The following is a 15,000-nucleotide window of genomic DNA, read 5'->3' on the forward strand; positions in this document are numbered from 1 at the left end:
ATTGGCAGCCGGGGCGTACGCGTCGCCAGTGCGCCCGGACCCGGGCCGCGCCCACCTGCGGTGCGTACCCGGGCCCCTCGTCGGCGGGCGGCGGGGTGCCGGAGCGGCGTCGGTCAGGCGGTGGACAGGAGGCCGCGCGCCGCCCGGACCTGGTCGACCGCCCGGCGCAGCGCGGCCACGATCCGGTCCTCGCCGGCGGCGTCCAGCCGGGCCACCGGCACCGACAGGCTGATCGCATCGGACGCCGGCGACCCGAGGGGTACGGCCGTCGCGAAGCAGACGATGCCCTCGGTGTTCTCCTCGCGGTCCACCGCGTATCCCCGCTGCCGGACGGCGGCGAGCTCGGCGCGCAGCGCGTCGGGATCGGTGACGGTGTGCGGGGTGAGCGCGGGCAGCGGCCAGGTCAGCAGCCCGTCGAGCGCGTCGTCCGGACGCTCGGCGAGCAGCGCCTTGCCCAGGGCGGTGGCGTGGGCCGGCAGTTGCCGGCCGATCGCGCTGTAGAGCCGCAGCGGGTGCACCGACTCGCGTTTGGCGAGGTAGACGATGTGCGCGCCGTCCAGGCGTCCCAGGTGGACGGTCTCGCCGAACTGCCGGGACAGGTCGTCGAGCACCCCGCCGAGCAGCCCCACGGTGTCGTCGCTGGTGAGGTACGCGGCGCCGACCTGGAGCGCGCGCACCCCCAGCCCGAACCGGGTGCCGGTCGGGTCGCTCTCCACCCAGCCGCGCTGGGCCATGGTGCGCAGGATGCCGTGCAGGCTGCTCTTCGGGATGTCCAGCGCGCGGGCCAGGTCGACCAGCGAGCGCCGCTGCGGCGAGGCGGCCAGCGCCTCCAACACCTCCAGCGTCCGGGTGGAGGACTTCACGGGCTGGAACCCGCCGGACAGCGTCATGGGCGCCACTCTAGCGGGGTTGACAGGCCGGACGGCACGGCTAGGGTCACATATGTGACTGGCGTACAGAATGATGAACAGAGACCTGCGGTCGTCGCGGCCGTCGGCGCGGCCCGGATCCTGCCGGTGGTCGTGCTCGACGACGCCCGCGACGGCGCCCCGCTGGCCGACGCGCTGGTGCGGGGCGGCCTGCGCTGCGCCGAGGTGACCTTCCGCACCGACGCCGCGGCCGAGGCGATCCGCGTCATGTCCGAGCGACCCGACCTGCTCGTCGGCGCCGGCACCGTGCTGACCCCGGCCCAGGTCGACCGGGCCGTCGAGGCCGGCGCCCGGTTCGTCGTCACCCCCGGGTTCTCCCCGGCGGTCGTCCGGCGCTGCCAGGAGCTGGGCGTGCCCGTGTTCCCCGGCGTCGCCACCGGCACCGAGATCCAGATGGCTCTCGACGCCGGGCTCGACACGGTCAAGTTCTTCCCCGCCGAGCAGCTCGGCGGCGTCGGGATGATCAAGGCGCTCGCCGCGCCGTACCGCTCGGTGCGGTTCATCCCGACCGGCGGGGTCAACACCGCCAACCTCTCCGACTACCTGGCCCTGCCCGCCGTGCTGGCGGTCGGTGGCACCTGGATGGTCGCCCCGGACCTGCTCGCCGCCGGGTGCTGGGACGAGGTCGCCGCCCGCACCGCCGCGGCCGTCGAGGCCGCCCGACCCGCCGTGGAGGCCTGAACCGTGCTGTCCATCCGACCGGCTAGCGAGTGCCGGTACGACCTGGTCTCCCTCGGCGAGATCATGCTGCGGCTCGACCCGGGCGAGGGCCGGGTCCGCACCGCCCGCACCTTCCGGGCCTGGGAGGGCGGCGGCGAGTACAACGTGGCACGCGGCCTGCGCCGCTGCTTCGGCCTGCGGACCGCCGTGGTCACCGCGTTCGCCGACAACGAGGTAGGCAGGCTGCTGGAGGACCTCGTGCTCCAGGGCGGGGTGGACACGTCGCTGGTGACCTGGCTGCCCTACGACGGGGTCGGCCGCTCCGTGCGCAACGGGCTCAACTTCACCGAGCGCGGCTTCGGCGTCCGGGGCGCCGTCGGCACCTCCGACCGCGGCCACAGCGCCGCCAGCCAGCTCCGGCCCGACCAGGTGGACTGGGACCATCTGTTCGGCACGCTGGGGGTGCGGTGGCTGCACACCGGCGGCATCTACGCCGCCCTGTCCGAGACCACCCCGGAGACGATGGAGGCGGCGATGGCCGCCGCCGCCCGGCACGGCACCGTCGTGTCGTACGACCTCAACTACCGGCCCAGCCTGTGGAAGGCGGTCGGCGGGCAGGCCCGCGCCCAGGAGGTGAACCGCCGGCTGGCCCGCTACGTCGACGTGATGATCGGCAACGAGGAGGACTTCACCGCCTCGCTGGGCTTCGAGGTGCCCGACACCGACGCCTCGCTCTCCGAGCTGGAGGTGGCCAACTTCAAGCGGATGATCGAGGCGGCCACCCGGGAGTACGACAACTTCAAGGTCGTCGCCACCACCCTGCGTACCGTCCGCACCGCGACCGTCAACGACTGGGGCGCGATCGCCTGGGCCGACGGGAAGTTCGTCGAGGCGACCCACCGGCCCGGTCTGGAGATCATGGACCGGGTCGGCGGCGGCGACAGCTTCGCCTCCGGCCTGATCTACGGGCTGCTGGAGAAGGGCGACCTGGGCACTGCCGTCGAGTACGGCGCGGCGCACGGCGCGCTGGCGATGACCACGCCCGGCGACACCTCGATGGCCAGCCTCCGGGAGGTCGAGGCGCTCGTGCGGGGCGCCGGCGCGCGCGTGCAGCGCTGACCGACGGCGGGGCCCGCCGACCGGCCCGGGAGCGATGCGCCTCCCGGGCCCCGGCGGCGGGCCACCCGACGCGACGCGGTCGGCCTCCCGAGGGCGGCCGGCCCCGGCGAGGGGGCCGTCACCGGCACCACCCGCCGGCCGTCGATCCGCTCACTCCCCGGTGAAGTGCGGTTCGCGCCGGTCGAGGAAGGCCTGGACCGCCTCGTCGTGGTCCCGGGTCTGGTGCGCCAGCGCCTGCATCGCGGCGGAAAGCTCCAGGACGCTGTCGAGGCTCTGGTGCTGGGCCTCGCGCAGCAGCTTCTTGGCCATCCGTACGGCGTGCGGAGGGTTCGCCGCCACCCGGTCGGCCAGCCGGCGCGCCTCGGTGAGCAGCTCCTCGTGCGGCACGACCCGGGAGACCAGCCCCCACTCCAGGGCGGTCGCGGCGTCGACCCGGTCCCCGGTCAGCGTCATCTCGGCGGCCCGGGCGGCGCCGACGGCACGGGGCAGCAGCCAGGCGCCGCCGTCGCCGGGGATGATGCCGAGCTTGACGAAGCTCTCCGCGAAGAACGCCCGCTCCGAGGCGATCCGCAGATCGCACATGAGCGCCAGGTCGCAGCCGGCGCCGACCGCCGCCCCGTTCACCGCCGCGATCAGCGGCACGTCGCACGCGTACATCGCCCGGGGGATCCGCTGGATGCCGCGGCGGTAGCCGTCGCGCAGCTCGTGCGGGGCGCCGCCGAAGAGGCCGACCCGGTCCGCCATGTCCTTGACGTTGCCGCCGGCGGAGAAGGCGCTGCCGGCGCCGGTGAGGATGACCGCCCGCACCGCCCGGTCGGCGTTGACCGCGTCGACCCGGGCGACCAACGCGTCGATCACGTCGTCGCCGGAGATGGGGTTGCGGGCCTCCGGCAGGTTGATCGTCCACGTTTCCACGGGACCGTCCCGCTCGACGAGAACCGGGTCGTCCACGCGCGTCTCCTCGGTGTGCCGTTGATCTGGTCTGTCCCCGAAACCAACCACACGCCCGTCCGGCCGGCAAGACGGGGTACGCGACGGCTGACCGTGGCCCGACCGGGCCACCCCGTCGGGCTGCGGCGCGGCGTCCCTGGTCGCGGCGATGATCGCGTCCCGGACGCGCTGGGCCGCCGGGGGAGCCGACACGAGCCGGAACTATGGTCGGGCCATGACCTCGGACACCGGCAACCACGACGACTGGACCACGCCCGGAACGTTCGAGGTCGCCCCCGGCGTCCACCGGGTGCCGCTGCCGCTGCCGAACGACGGCCTGCGCGCCGTGAACGTGTACGTCCTGCGCGACGACGACGGCCTCGTGCTCGTCGACTCCGGGTGGGCGGTCGCCGAGGCGCGCTCCGCGCTCGACGCGGCGCTCAAGGAGCTGGACTGCTCGCTGGGGGACGTGCGCCGGTTCCTCGTGACGCACGTCCACCGGGACCACTACACGCAGGCCGTGCACCTGCGCCGCGAGTACGGCATGCGGGTGAGCCTCGGCGCCGGCGAACGCGAGAGCCTGGCGGTGTCCATGACGCCGCACCGCAATCCGCTGGCCGAGCAGCTCGACCGCCTGCGGCTGCTGGGCGCCGGCGAGCTGGCCGACACCCTGGCGGGGCTGACCGGGAAGCGGCTGGGCACCGAGGACTGGGAACTGCCGGACGACTGGTTCCACGACGGTGAGCAGATCAGGCACGGCGAGCGCACCCTGCACGTCGTCGAGACGCCGGGCCACACGCGCGGGCACGTCGTCTTCCACGACACCGGCGGGCGCCTGCTGTTCGCCGGTGACCACGTGCTGCCCACCATCACGCCCTCGATCGGCTTCGAGGCCGCGCTGTCGGCGGATCCGCTCGGCGACTTCCTGGCATCGCTCGCGCTGGTCCGGCGGCGACCGGACGCGCGGCTGCTCCCGGCGCACGGGCCGGTGACCCCCAGCGTGCACGCGCGGGTCGACGAACTCGTCGCGCACCACGGCGCGCGGCTCGACGAGACGGAGGGCGCCGTCGCCCGGGGCGCGGTTTCCGCGTACGAGGTCGCCGCGCAGCTGCGCTGGACCCGGCGGGAGCGCCGGCTGGGTGACCTCGACGTGTTCAACGCGATGCTCGCCGTCACCGAGACGGCGGCGCACCTGGAACTCCTGGTCGCGCAGGGTCGGCTGACCCGGTCCGACGTCGACGGGCTGCGCCGCTACGCCACCGCGTGACCCGCCGGGCCCGCTTCCGTCGGGCGCGTCGCGTGGCGGTCGGGTCAGCGCGGGGCACGGCCGTACCCCTACGATGCGGCGTATGGCGCTGCTGTACCGGGCGGAAATGCACCCCACGAAGTTCGCACTCCTGGCGGCATGGCTGCCCGGCCGACCGTGGTACCAGGGGCCGGCCGACGCCGACGTCGCGCGCGTGGCGGCCTACCGGTTCGACGATCCGGCCGGCGCCGTCGGCGTCGAGACGCTGCTCCTCAGGGCCGGCGACGGGCCGATCCACCAGGTTCCGCTGACCTACCGCGGCGCACCCCTCGACGGCGGCGACGACTGGCTCGTCGGCACCACCGAGCACTCCGTGCTCGGCCGCCGCTGGGTCTACGACGGGTGCGCGGATCCCGTCTACGCCGCGACGCTCGCCGCGGCCGTGCTCGCCGACGCCGGGCAGGCGGAGGAGTTCTTCGAGGTCGACGGCCGGCGGGAGTACCGCGAGCTGTCGATGGCCATCGCCGGCAGCGGCACCCGGGGCGCCGAGGGCCCGCCCGTCGGCGCCGTGCGCCGCGTGGTCGAGGAGGGCGACCTCACCCTCGTCGTCACCGATTCGGTGGAGCTGGCCGTCGTCCGCCGCCCCGGCGGCGGCACCGCGTCCGACGGCGCCGTGCTGACCGGCACGTGGAGCGGCCAGCCGAGCCCGCTGCCGCTGGCGTACGCCCGCCGGCGCTGACCGGCCGCACCGCGCCGGCCGTGCAGTGGTTCACCCCGCGGCCCGGGTCGACCTCGTCCCGCGTACCACCGGCGGCGCCGACCCTTCGGCCCATCCGCGGGCGAAGGGTCTTGTAATCCTACTGATCCGGTAGGAAAATGGGGTCATGCCGCGCGTACCGCTGCTCACCTCCCGCCGGGTCGTCGACCTGATGCGGGTCGCCTCGCAGCTCTGTCCCGGTCCGCGCCCGACGGCCTGACCGCCGATCGCGCCGCGCCGACGGCCTGACCGGTCGGTCCCACCGGGCCGGGGGCCCGACCGGCCCTTTCCCGTCGTGCCACCCGATCCGGTGTCCTCACCCGGCGCCGTCGACGCGGGTGGCAGCCGGGCGCACCCGTGGCGTCGCCCCGCGTACGCCGGCCGCCGCGCCGGTACCGGGATCCTCCGTTCCCCTCCCGCGCCTCCGCGCGCCCCTCCTCCCGTCGACCCTGCCCGCGCGCGGTCGCCCCCTCCCAAGGAGCGTCATGAGCAGCGATCCGAGACCCCAGACCCCACCCACCGCCGACGAGTCCCGGCTCGCGTTCAACGAGGACTGGGCCGCCACCGTCCTCGGCCTCGTGCTGATCGCCCTGGTGCTGGTCGGCGTCGTTCCCGCCGGGCTGGTGCCCTGATGGCCGCCGCGCAGGAGCCCACCTCGCCCGGTGCCCGCACGACGGCGGGGGAACCGACCCGCTCCGGCGCCCTGACGGCGGGCGAGGAGCCCGTCCGCTCCGGTGCCGGCACGGCCACCCGGCAGGGCGCCGCCTCCGACACCGCCGCGCCGACCAGGGAATCCGTCCCCGCCCGGCCGGGCGCGTTGCGGGCCTGGACGGGGCTGGGCCTGCTCGTGGTGCTGGCCCTCGCCGCGCTCACCCGCATCCTGGAGCAGAACGTCCCCGCCTGGGCCGAGGGCAGCGCCGTCGAGGACGTTGCCGCGGCGGTCGAGTATCCCGTGTACGCGATCCTGCTCGGTCTGCTCGGCAACGTCGCGGTCACCCGGCTCGGGCTGCGCGACCGGATCGCCGCCGCGTTCCGTACCGAGTTCTTCATCAAGACCGGCCTGGTGCTGCTCGGCGCCTCGATCAACCTGGCGGTGATCGCCAGCGCGGCCGGCCCGGCGATCGCCCAGGCGGTCCTGCTGATCAGCGGGGTGTTCCTGTTCACCTGGTGGCTGGCCGGCCGGCTCGGGCTCGACGACAAGCTGCGCGCGCTGCTCGCCTCGGCGGTGTCGATCTGCGGGGTCAGCGCCGCGATCACCGCCGCGGGCGCGGTACGGGCCCGCCGCGAGCAGCTCGCCTACACGGCCAGCCTGGTCATCGTCTTCGCGTTGCCCTCGATCTTCGTCCTGCCGTGGCTGGCCGACCTGCTCGGGCTGTCCGACGCGGTGGCCGGCGCCTGGATCGGCGGCAACATCGACACCACCGCGGCGGTGACCGCGGCCGGGGCGCTGGCCGGGGAGGAGGCGCTGCAGATCGCCAGCATCGTCAAGGTCACCCAGAACGCCCTGATGGGCGTGGTGGCGGTGGCGCTCACCGCGTACTTCACGCTGCGGGTGGAACGCCGGCCCGGGGCTGCCCGGCCGGGCGTGGGGGAGCTGTGGCGCCGCTTCCCCAAGTTCGTCCTCGGCTTCGTCGCCGCCTCGGTGATCGCCACCTGGTACCTCGACGCGGCGGGCGCGGACGGCAAGGCCACCATCGCGGTCGTCAACGACCTGCGGGTGTGGTTCCTGATCCTGGCCTTCGTCAGCATCGGTCTCGAGGTCCGCGTGACGGCGCTGCGGGAGGCCGGGTGGCGCCCCGTCGCGGTCTTCGCCGGGGCCACCGTGTTCAACCTGGCCCTGGCGCTCGGGCTGGCGTCGCTGCTCTTCCACGGCTTCGTCGCCTGACCCGCTCCGGAGGGTCCGGCGCGACACCGATTCCGCCGCCGGCCGCACCCTCGCCGCACCCGTTCCCGCCGCGTACTGGAGGAAAGACCCGGATGGCCCTCACCTTCCACTGGTTCCTGCCCACCTACGGCGACAGCCGGGACATCGTCGGCGGCGGCCACGGCGTGCCGATCGGCACGGCCGGCGGCGCCCGCCCGGCTACCGTCGCCTACCTGGGCCAGATCGCGCGGACCGCCGAGCAGCTCGGCTTCGTCGGCGCGCTCACCCCGACCGGCGCCTGGTGCGAGGACGCCTGGCTGAGTACGGCGATGCTCACCGAGGTGACCGAGCGGCTGAAGTTCCTGGTCGCCTTCCGGCCCGGCCTGCTCACGCCCGCGCTGGCGGCGCAGATGGCCTCGACGTTCCAGCGGCTCTCCGGCGGCCGGCTGATGGTCAACGTGGTCACCGGCGGCGAGTCGCAGGAACAGCGTGCCTACGGCGACTTCCTGGACAAGGACGCCCGGTACGCGCGCGCCGACGAGTTCCTGCACATCGTGCGGGCGCTGTGGCGCGGCGAGACGGTGGACCACACCGGCGAGCACCTGCGTATCGCGCGGGGCCGGCTGAACCGCCTGCCCGACCCGGTCCCGCCAATCTACTTCGGTGGCTCCTCCGCCGCCGCGCTGCCGGTGGCGGTGCGGCACAGCGACGTCTACCTCACCTGGGGCGAGCCGCCGGCCCAGGTGGCGGGCAAGCTCGACCGGGTGCGCGCGCTGGCCGCCGAGGTCGGCCGGGAACTGCGCTTCGGCATCCGGCTGCACGTCATCACCCGGGACACCGCCGAGGAGGCCTGGGCGCAGGCCCGCCGCCTGCTCGACGGCATCGCCGAGTCCGACCTGCGGGCGGCCCAGGAGGGGCTGCGCGGCAGCGAGTCCGAGGGGCAGCGTCGGATGCTCGACCTGCACGGTGGCTCCCGCGACGGCCTGGAGGTCGCACCCAACCTCTGGGCCGGCTTCGGTCTGGTCCGGGGTGGCGCCGGCACGGCCCTCGTGGGCAGCCACACGGAGGTGGCCGACCGGATCGCCGAGTACCACGCGCTCGGCCTGGACGAGTTCATCCTCTCCGGGCATCCGCACCTGGAGGAGGCGTACTGGTTCGGCGAGGGCGTACTGCCGATCCTGCGCGAGCGCGGGCTCTGGCGGCACCCGGCCGGCGGGCACCGGCCGGTGGAACCGAAGAACCTGCCGTTCGTCCCGGAGCCGCCGGGTCGTCCCGTGACGGTCGCCGGGTCGGCCGGCTGATCGGCACCGGCGCGATCCGTCGCGTCGCGCGGCCGGTCCCGGGCGAGGGACCGGCCGCGGCGTCGGTGCGGCGGGTCAGCCCCAGATGGCGGTCGCCCACTCCGGGTGGTCGACGAACGGGTTCCGGTTGCCCTGCCAGCGCTCGTAGATCCGCTGGTTGCGGCGCTTCTCGAACGCGTCCGGCGGGTCGGCCTGGTTCCACTGGAGCAGCACCGACATCTTGCCGTGGTACGGCGCGGTGCCGTTGTTGACCGACTGGTTCAGCTCGAGGTTGGGCCAGCCGTCGGTGCCCTCGTACCGGATCGCCATGTACATGATCATGCGTGCCACGTCGCCCTTGACCGCGTTGCGCGGCTCCCACGAGTCGGCGTCGGTGTAGCAGCCCGGCGCCTCGGCGACGGGGCTGCCGCCGTTGTCGAAGTCCTTGTTGCCGCGCGTCGAGTTGACCGACACGTCTTCCGGCCTCAGGTGGTGGACGTCGGTGCCCGGGCCGGTCGCGGTGCCGAAGTCGCCGTGCGACTTGGCCCAGACGTGCTCGCGGTTCCAGTCGTCCACGCCGCCGCCGTTGCTGGTCTTGCTCTGGGACCGCCCGGTGTTGAGCAGGATGACGTTGTTGCTGTTGGCCGGGTCCTGGTCGGTGTCCTTCAGCGCCTCCCACACCTGGTCGTAGGAGAGCTTCGTCTGCACCTTGATGATCGAGTGCAGCGAACCGCGCAGCGCCGTGCCGGACTTGCCGATCGCGTCGGCGTAGTAGGTGGAGTCGTAGTCGCCGCCGGGTACCGGGCTGGTCGTCGGGGCCGGAGTCGGCGACTGGCTCGGCGAGGGCACGGTGCCGCCGAGGGTCATCGCCGTCGGGTTCTTCAGGCCGCCGTGGCTGAAGTAGGCGGTGAGCACACCGGTGGCGGTGATCCGCTGGCCCCGCAGGCCCGGGTTGGTGAGCAGCCCGAACGTGCTCCGGTAGGCGGCGGTGACCTGGACGTAGAGCATCCTGCTCGCGCCGGTCTCGGCCGCCGTGTCGGCGATCGCGATCGCGGTGTCCGAGGTGAAGCCGGACCTGAGCACCGTCGTGCTGCTGGTCGGCTGGCCGATGACGTAGCCGGTCACGGCGGCCGTCCGGCCGTCCTGCGCGGCGAGCGCCTGGGCCACGGTCAGGGTGACGGCGGCCGACGCCGCGGCCGTCACCGCCACGGGCGCCACCAGGACGACGGCCAGCGCGAGCGCCGTCGCCAGCCTTCTGGGCCCCGAGCGGGTACTGCTCCTCGTATTCATGAGCAGCGATGCTATCGGTGCGCGGGTGAACGTCGGGAGATCGGGAGCGCAACTTTCGGCGGGGCGGCCGGACCCGCCCGGCACGTGGGCGCGCCGGGGCCGGCTACCGGGGCGACGCGCCCGCGCGCAGGTGGGTGAGGGCCGCCAGCACCCGGCGGTTGGTGTCGTCGCTGGGCAGCAGGCCGAGCTTCGCCAGGACGTTGCCGATGTGCTTGCCGATCGCCGCCTCGGTGACGTGCAGCCGCGCGGCGATCGCCGCGTTGGAGCGCCCCTCGGCGAGCAGCGTCAGCACCTCGCGCTCCCGGGCGGACAGGGCCGCGAGCGGGTCGCGCGGGCGGTGCAGCAGCCGCCGCACCACGTCGGGATCGACCACCGTGCCGCCGCCGGCGACCGTGCGCAGCTGCCCGGCGAACTCGGCGACCTCCGCGACGCGGTCCTTGAGCAGGTAGCCGACGCCCCGACCGTCGCCGCTGGCGAGCAGGGCGGAGGCGTACTCGGCCTGCACGTGCTGGCTGAGCACCATGACGGCGAGCCGAGGCCGTGCGGTGCGCAGGTCGACGGCGGCCCGCAGCCCGTCGTCGCGCAGGCCGGGCGGCATCCGGATGTCGGTCACCACCAGGTCCGGCTCGTGCGCCCGGACGGCGTCCCGCAACTGCGGCGCCGTGCCGACCGCGGCGACCACCTCGAAGTCGAACCTGGCCAGCAGGCCGGCGAGGCCCTCGCGCAGGAGGACCTCGTCCTCGGCGAGCACGACGCGCGTCATCGGTGGCACGGCAACTCCACCCGGACGAGCGTAGGGCCCCCGGGCGGGCTGGCGAGCAGCAGCCGCCCGTCGGCCGCGGCGACCCGGTCGGCGAGGCCGGTCAGGCCGGTGCCCCCTGCCGGGTCGGCGCCGCCGCAGCCGTCGTCGGAGATCTCCACGACGAGTTCGCCGTCGGCCTGGACCAGCCGGACCTCGGCGCGGGTCGCCCCGGCGTGGCGGACGACGTTGCCCAGCGCCTCCGACACCACGAAGTAGGCGGTGCTCTCGACGAGTTCGGGCAGCGGCTGCCCGAGGTCGGCGTGGACGGTGACCGGAACGGTGGCCTCGCCGGCGAGTTCCCGTACCGCGCCGGCCAGGCCCAGATCGGTGAGGCTCTGCGGGCGGATGCCCTGCACGATCTGCCGGAGCTCGACCATCAGGCTCTTGGCCTGGTCGTGCGCGACGGCGAGCGGACCGGCGGCGGGGGAGTCCTCGGGCACGTCCAGCCGGGCCAGGCCCAGGTGGAGGGTGAGGCTGGTCAGCCGGGGCTGCGCGCCGTCGTGCATGTCGCGCTCGATGCGGCGGCGTTCGGTCTCGTACGCGTCGACCAGCCGGGCCCGCGAGCGGCTGACCTCCCGCAGGGCCGCCCCGTCGGCGGGCCGGCCGAGCAGCCACCGCGCCACCGCGTTCTGGACCGCGGCGAGCGCGCCGAGCCCGTACCAGAGCACCGGGAGGAGCAGGACCCCGAGGACGGCGTACGGGACGGCCTCGCCGGCCGTGTCGACGGTGGTCCAGACCACGATGACCTCGTCGGCGTCGCCGGCCAGCCAGGGGCTGGCGACCAGCGTGAGGTCGAGCAGCACGAGCAGGGTGAACACGGCGTACCCGAGCGGCACGACGCCGCCCAGCCAGAAGGTGTGGGCGACCTCCCGCCACGCGGCGGCGCCGGTGTAACGCGCGGCCAGGCCCCGCCACCGGTACGCCGGCAACGGCCGCCCGTCCACGAGGCCGAGCCGCTGCCGTTCCACCGCGGTCACCGCGACGCTCACGATTGGGGCCGACGCCAGCACCGTCAGCGCGCCGACGGCCAGGAACAGCACGAGGGGAAGCTCGACCGGGCGGTCCTGCCGGGCGGCGTTGACCGCCGCCAGCAGGGGCGCCCCGACGACGAGCAGCCCGACGGCGAGCACCCCGGCGACCGGGACGGTGGTGAGCAGGTAGGCCAGCGCGCGCCACGGCCACGGCGAGAGCAGGTATCCGGGCCGGCGCAGCGCCTCGGCCAGGCACAGGGGGCGGGCTGTCGTCATGCCGCTGACGCTAACCGTGGCCGACCCGCCGACCCAGCCGTCTGGAGGTAGTCCCGGGGTAGGGCCAGCACTACCTCGGTGCCCGGCCCACCACGGTGGACACGGCGCCGGACGGCGGCGGACCGGAACGGTGCGGCGCCTCGCCGGGGGTAGGCTGACCTGCGTGGATCACGAAGACCGCATCGCCCTCTTCCTCGACTACGAGAACCTCGCGCTGGGGGCCCGCGATCACCTCGGCGGCGTGGCCTTCGACTTCCGGCCCATCGCCGACGCCCTCGCCGAGCGCGGCCGGGTGGTGGTGCGCCGGGCGTACGCGGACTGGTCCTACTTCGACGAGGACCGGCGGATGCTCACCCGGTCGCACGTCGAGCTCATCGAGATTCCCCAGCGGATGGGGGCCTCGCGCAAGAACGCCGCCGACATCAAGATGGCCGTGGACGCGGTGGAGCTGGCCTTCGAGCGCGGTTACATCTCGACCTTCGTGATCTGCACCGGCGACAGCGACTTCACGCCGCTGGTCCACAAGCTCCGCGAGCTGAACAAGCGCGTCATCGGCGTGGGCGTGGAGAATTCGACCTCGGCGCTGCTGCCGCCCGCGTGCGACGAGTTCCTCTACTACGACCGGTTGGAGGGCGTCGACATCCCTCCCGCCCGGGTCCGGCGGGGCCGCCCGGCCCGCCTGCCCAGCCCCGACGTGCCGCGGGTGGAGCAGGAGCCCGAGCCCGAGCCGCAGCCGTCGGTCGAGGAGGCCGGCCGGGACGTCGACACGCTCGCGGTGCTCGTGGCGCAGACCGTCGCCGGCCTCCAGGGCAGTTCCAGCGGCGAGGTGACGGCCTCGACGTTGAAGCGCACCCTGCTGCGCAAGGACCCGACGTTCAGCGAGTCCGACTACGGGTTCCGCACCTTCGGGGAGCTCATGCGGCACCTCGCCCAGCACAACGTGGTCGAGCTGGCGGAGGGGCCCGCCAAGGGCGACCCCGAGGTCTCCCTGCCCGAGCACGGCGACCGGGAGGTGGCGTTCGGGCTGCTCGGCTCGGTGGTGGCGGATCTCGCCGGCGACGAGGGCGCGGTGGCCCTCTCCGGGCTGAAGAACCAGCTGCGCCGGGCGCGGCCCGACTTCAGCGAGAAGAAGCTGGGCTACCGCAGCTTCCTCCAGTTCTGCAAGGCGGCCGCCACCAGCGGCGTCGTCGACCTGCGGTGGAGCCCCGAGGCGGACGACTACCTCCTCACCCCCCGGGCCGCCTGAGCGGTTCCGGTCGGTGCCGGAGGGCGTCACCTCGTGGAGGACATCGCGACCACCGGTTGCGAGGGCTGACCCCGCCGTGCCCGGCCCGGCGCGCGGGGTCGGGCCGGGCACGCGGGTGGTCGGTCAGGGGATGGTCACGCCGTACGCGGCCAGGATCTCCATGATCGGTTGGTAGTAGGTGGTGCCACCGCTGGTGCAGTTGCCGCTGCCACCGGAGAGGATGCCGAGGATGGTGCCGGTGCCGGCGGCGTAGAGCGGCCCGCCGCTGTCACCCGGCTCGGCGCAGATGTTGGTCCGGATCAGGCCGGTGACGCTGCCCTGGGCGTAGTTGACTGTCGCGTTGAGCCCGGTGACCGTGCCGCAGCGCACCCCGGTCGTGGAGCCGCTGCGGCAGACCGCCTGGCCGACGTAGGCGTTGCCGGCGCCGTTGATGGTGAGCAGGCCGGGGTAGGTGTAGACGGCGCTGGGGTGGGCGACCAGGCTCGTGTAGCGGACCAGCCCGTAGTCGTTGCCGGGGAAGCTGCTGCCCGTCCGGCTGCCGAGGACGGTGGTCTGCGCGCTGTTGGCGTACCAGGTCGCGCCGGCGGTGGTGCAGTGGCCGGCGGTGACGAAGTAGTAGGTGGTGCCGCTGCGGACGTTGGCGCCGAGGGAGCACCGCCCGCCGCCGCCGTAGATCGCCTGCCCGCCGGCGATGAGGATGCGCAGCTCACCCGGCTCGCGGCGGAGCACCGCACCGGCCCGGGTGGCGGTCGCCCGCAGCGCGGCCACGTCCCGGGCGGAGACGGTGTCGTCGACGGTCAGGGTCATCCGGCCGGTGGCGGGGTCGAGTCCCCAGGCGGTGCCGGCGGTGTGGACCTGCGCGAGCGCAGCCGCGGCGCGGCCGGTGTCGTGGTCGGGGGCGGCCCCGCCGTTATCGGGGGTGGCGTGGGCGGGCGCCGGCAGGCCGAGCAGCAGCGCGGCGAGCAGGAGCAGGGCGGGCGGGAGACGACGCATCGAACCTCCATAGATTCGTTTCTGTCGATTCCCTACAGGATCCACCCCCGGATGCGACGCGGACAAGCGCCGGACCGCACCGCCTCGGTCGCGACGGCGGTGCGGTCCGGCTACGGCAACGGGTGGGAGATGCCCCGGGCGTGGTCGGTGAGGGCCGCGCCGACCACGGTCGCCTCCAGCGGCAGCACCTCCAGGCAACGGCGTACGGCGGCGGCCATCAGGGCGTTCGGCACCCGCATGGACAGCGTGCAGTGCGGCACCCAACGCCCCGGCTGGTAGTGCTCGACCAGCCCGATCCCCGCCTCGGCCAGCCGGCCGTGCACCCGCGCGTGGTGCGCGAGCAGCTCGGCGGTGGGGGTCGGGCCCAGCCACAGCACCCGGCCGACGAACTGTCCGGCGTGTTCGAAGCTCAGCCGCAGCGGCGCGGCCACCACCGTCCCGCGCAGCGCCGCCGCGACCCGCTCCGGATCGAAGCGGGGCGCGACGGCGAGCGAGACGTGCGGCCGGTGGCGCTGCTCCAGCAGCGACCGCATGCTCTGCACGCCCTCGGACTCCAGCGCGTCCCAGAGCACCCGGATCCGTCGGGTGGCGTCGGTGTCCAGGTAGAGCTCCAGCGCCGCGACCACATGATCACTCT

The 15,000-nt window shown here is 74.6% G+C and carries 15 protein-coding genes; 8 read left to right on the top strand and 7 right to left on the bottom strand.

Features of this window, described 5'->3' with window-relative positions; all coding sequences use genetic code 11:
* Positions 1-113: 113 nt before the first annotated feature.
* Positions 114-890 carry an IclR family transcriptional regulator gene (locus tag AB0883_RS02700; protein ID WP_366638876.1) on the bottom strand — a complete coding sequence of 259 codons (777 nt, stop codon included), beginning with the start codon at positions 888-890 and terminating at the stop codon, positions 114-116.
* Between the two features lie 54 nt (positions 891-944).
* Between AB0883_RS02700 and eda the strand changes: the two genes are divergently transcribed.
* Both eda and AB0883_RS02710 read left to right on the top strand, forming a co-directional pair.
* The gene (gene eda, locus AB0883_RS02705; protein ID WP_366638877.1) at positions 945-1,610 is read left to right on the top strand and encodes a bifunctional 4-hydroxy-2-oxoglutarate aldolase/2-dehydro-3-deoxy-phosphogluconate aldolase; all 666 of its coding nucleotides are present in this window, start codon (positions 945-947) and stop codon (positions 1,608-1,610) included.
* 3 nt (positions 1,611-1,613) lie between these two features.
* A complete protein-coding gene (locus tag AB0883_RS02710) occupies positions 1,614-2,708 on the top strand; it encodes a sugar kinase (protein ID WP_366638879.1) in 1,095 nt (364 codons plus the stop codon).
* 150 nt (positions 2,709-2,858) lie between these two features.
* On the opposite strand, the gene AB0883_RS02715 is transcribed toward AB0883_RS02710, so the two are convergent.
* A complete protein-coding gene (locus tag AB0883_RS02715) occupies positions 2,859-3,659 on the bottom strand; it encodes a crotonase/enoyl-CoA hydratase family protein (protein WP_366638881.1) in 801 nt (266 codons plus the stop codon).
* A 214-nt stretch (positions 3,660-3,873) separates the two neighbouring features.
* Here AB0883_RS02715 and AB0883_RS02720 point away from each other — a divergent pair, with 214 nt between their 5' ends.
* The 5 genes from AB0883_RS02720 to AB0883_RS02740 all read left to right on the top strand — a co-directional run bounded on the left by AB0883_RS02720 (position 3,874) and on the right by AB0883_RS02740 (position 8,806).
* Positions 3,874-4,905, top strand: coding sequence for an MBL fold metallo-hydrolase (locus AB0883_RS02720; RefSeq protein ID WP_366638883.1), 1,032 nt, complete (start codon positions 3,874-3,876; stop codon positions 4,903-4,905).
* A gap of 82 nt (positions 4,906-4,987) precedes the next feature.
* A complete protein-coding gene (locus tag AB0883_RS02725; protein ID WP_366638884.1) occupies positions 4,988-5,623 on the top strand; it encodes a hypothetical protein in 636 nt (211 codons plus the stop codon).
* 503 nt (positions 5,624-6,126) lie between these two features.
* On the top strand, positions 6,127-6,273 hold the full coding sequence (locus AB0883_RS02730; protein WP_366638886.1) for a hypothetical protein: 147 nt from the start codon (positions 6,127-6,129) through the stop codon (positions 6,271-6,273).
* Entirely contained in the window at positions 6,273-7,526 is a 1,254-nt protein-coding gene (locus tag AB0883_RS02735) for a putative sulfate exporter family transporter (protein WP_366638888.1), read from the top strand. Before AB0883_RS02730 ends, AB0883_RS02735 begins: the two co-directional genes overlap by 1 nt.
* Positions 7,527-7,618: 92 nt before the next feature.
* Positions 7,619-8,806 (top strand): LLM class flavin-dependent oxidoreductase, encoded by a 1,188-nt coding sequence (locus AB0883_RS02740; protein WP_366638890.1) that lies wholly within the window; start codon positions 7,619-7,621, stop codon positions 8,804-8,806.
* 75 nt (positions 8,807-8,881) lie between these two features.
* Here AB0883_RS02740 and AB0883_RS02745 read toward each other — a convergent pair whose 3' ends face one another.
* The 3 genes from AB0883_RS02745 to AB0883_RS02755 all read right to left on the bottom strand — a co-directional run bounded on the left by AB0883_RS02745 (position 8,882) and on the right by AB0883_RS02755 (position 12,124).
* The gene (locus AB0883_RS02745) at positions 8,882-10,075 is read right to left on the bottom strand and encodes an endonuclease (protein WP_366638891.1); all 1,194 of its coding nucleotides are present in this window, start codon (positions 10,073-10,075) and stop codon (positions 8,882-8,884) included.
* Positions 10,076-10,178: 103 nt separating this feature from the next.
* On the bottom strand, positions 10,179-10,847 hold the full coding sequence (locus AB0883_RS02750; RefSeq protein ID WP_366638893.1) for a response regulator transcription factor: 669 nt from the start codon (positions 10,845-10,847) through the stop codon (positions 10,179-10,181).
* Positions 10,835-12,124: a histidine kinase gene (locus AB0883_RS02755; RefSeq protein WP_366638895.1), complete on the bottom strand. Its 1,290-nt coding sequence runs from the start codon at positions 12,122-12,124 to the stop codon at positions 10,835-10,837. The genes AB0883_RS02750 and AB0883_RS02755 overlap by 13 nt, the downstream gene beginning before the upstream one ends.
* A gap of 163 nt (positions 12,125-12,287) precedes the next feature.
* Between AB0883_RS02755 and AB0883_RS02760 the strand changes: the two genes are divergently transcribed.
* Positions 12,288-13,370 carry a PIN domain-containing protein gene (locus AB0883_RS02760; RefSeq protein ID WP_366638897.1) on the top strand — a complete coding sequence of 361 codons (1,083 nt, stop codon included), beginning with the start codon at positions 12,288-12,290 and terminating at the stop codon, positions 13,368-13,370.
* Between the two features lie 123 nt (positions 13,371-13,493).
* On the opposite strand, the gene AB0883_RS02765 is transcribed toward AB0883_RS02760, so the two are convergent.
* Both AB0883_RS02765 and AB0883_RS02770 read right to left on the bottom strand, forming a co-directional pair.
* Positions 13,494-14,363 (bottom strand): S1 family peptidase, encoded by an 870-nt coding sequence (locus AB0883_RS02765; RefSeq protein WP_366638899.1) that lies wholly within the window; start codon positions 14,361-14,363, stop codon positions 13,494-13,496.
* Positions 14,364-14,473: 110 nt separating this feature from the next.
* Positions 14,474-14,989 (bottom strand): 2'-5' RNA ligase family protein, encoded by a 516-nt coding sequence (locus AB0883_RS02770; protein WP_121395712.1) that lies wholly within the window; start codon positions 14,987-14,989, stop codon positions 14,474-14,476.
* Positions 14,990-15,000: the final 11 nt, after the last annotated feature.

Origin of the sequence: Micromonospora sp. NPDC047812 (assembly GCF_040704175.1) — a bacterium.
In the GTDB taxonomy this organism is placed as follows: domain Bacteria; phylum Actinomycetota; class Actinomycetes; order Mycobacteriales; family Micromonosporaceae; genus Micromonospora.

Coding starts and splice junctions, on each gene's coding strand:
- AB0883_RS02700 (WP_366638876.1), bottom strand. CDS start 890: ATGACGCTGTCCGGCGGGTTCCAGCCCGTGAAGTCCTCCACCCGGACG.
- AB0883_RS02720 (WP_366638883.1), top strand. CDS start 3,874: ATGACCTCGGACACCGGCAACCACGACGACTGGACCACGCCCGGAACG.
- AB0883_RS02725 (WP_366638884.1), top strand. CDS start 4,988: ATGGCGCTGCTGTACCGGGCGGAAATGCACCCCACGAAGTTCGCACTC.
- AB0883_RS02730 (WP_366638886.1), top strand. CDS start 6,127: ATGAGCAGCGATCCGAGACCCCAGACCCCACCCACCGCCGACGAGTCC.
- AB0883_RS02735 (WP_366638888.1), top strand. CDS start 6,273: ATGGCCGCCGCGCAGGAGCCCACCTCGCCCGGTGCCCGCACGACGGCG.
- AB0883_RS02740 (WP_366638890.1), top strand. CDS start 7,619: ATGGCCCTCACCTTCCACTGGTTCCTGCCCACCTACGGCGACAGCCGG.
- AB0883_RS02745 (WP_366638891.1), bottom strand. CDS start 10,075: ATGAATACGAGGAGCAGTACCCGCTCGGGGCCCAGAAGGCTGGCGACG.
- AB0883_RS02755 (WP_366638895.1), bottom strand. CDS start 12,124: ATGACGACAGCCCGCCCCCTGTGCCTGGCCGAGGCGCTGCGCCGGCCC.
- AB0883_RS02765 (WP_366638899.1), bottom strand. CDS start 14,363: ATGCGTCGTCTCCCGCCCGCCCTGCTCCTGCTCGCCGCGCTGCTGCTC.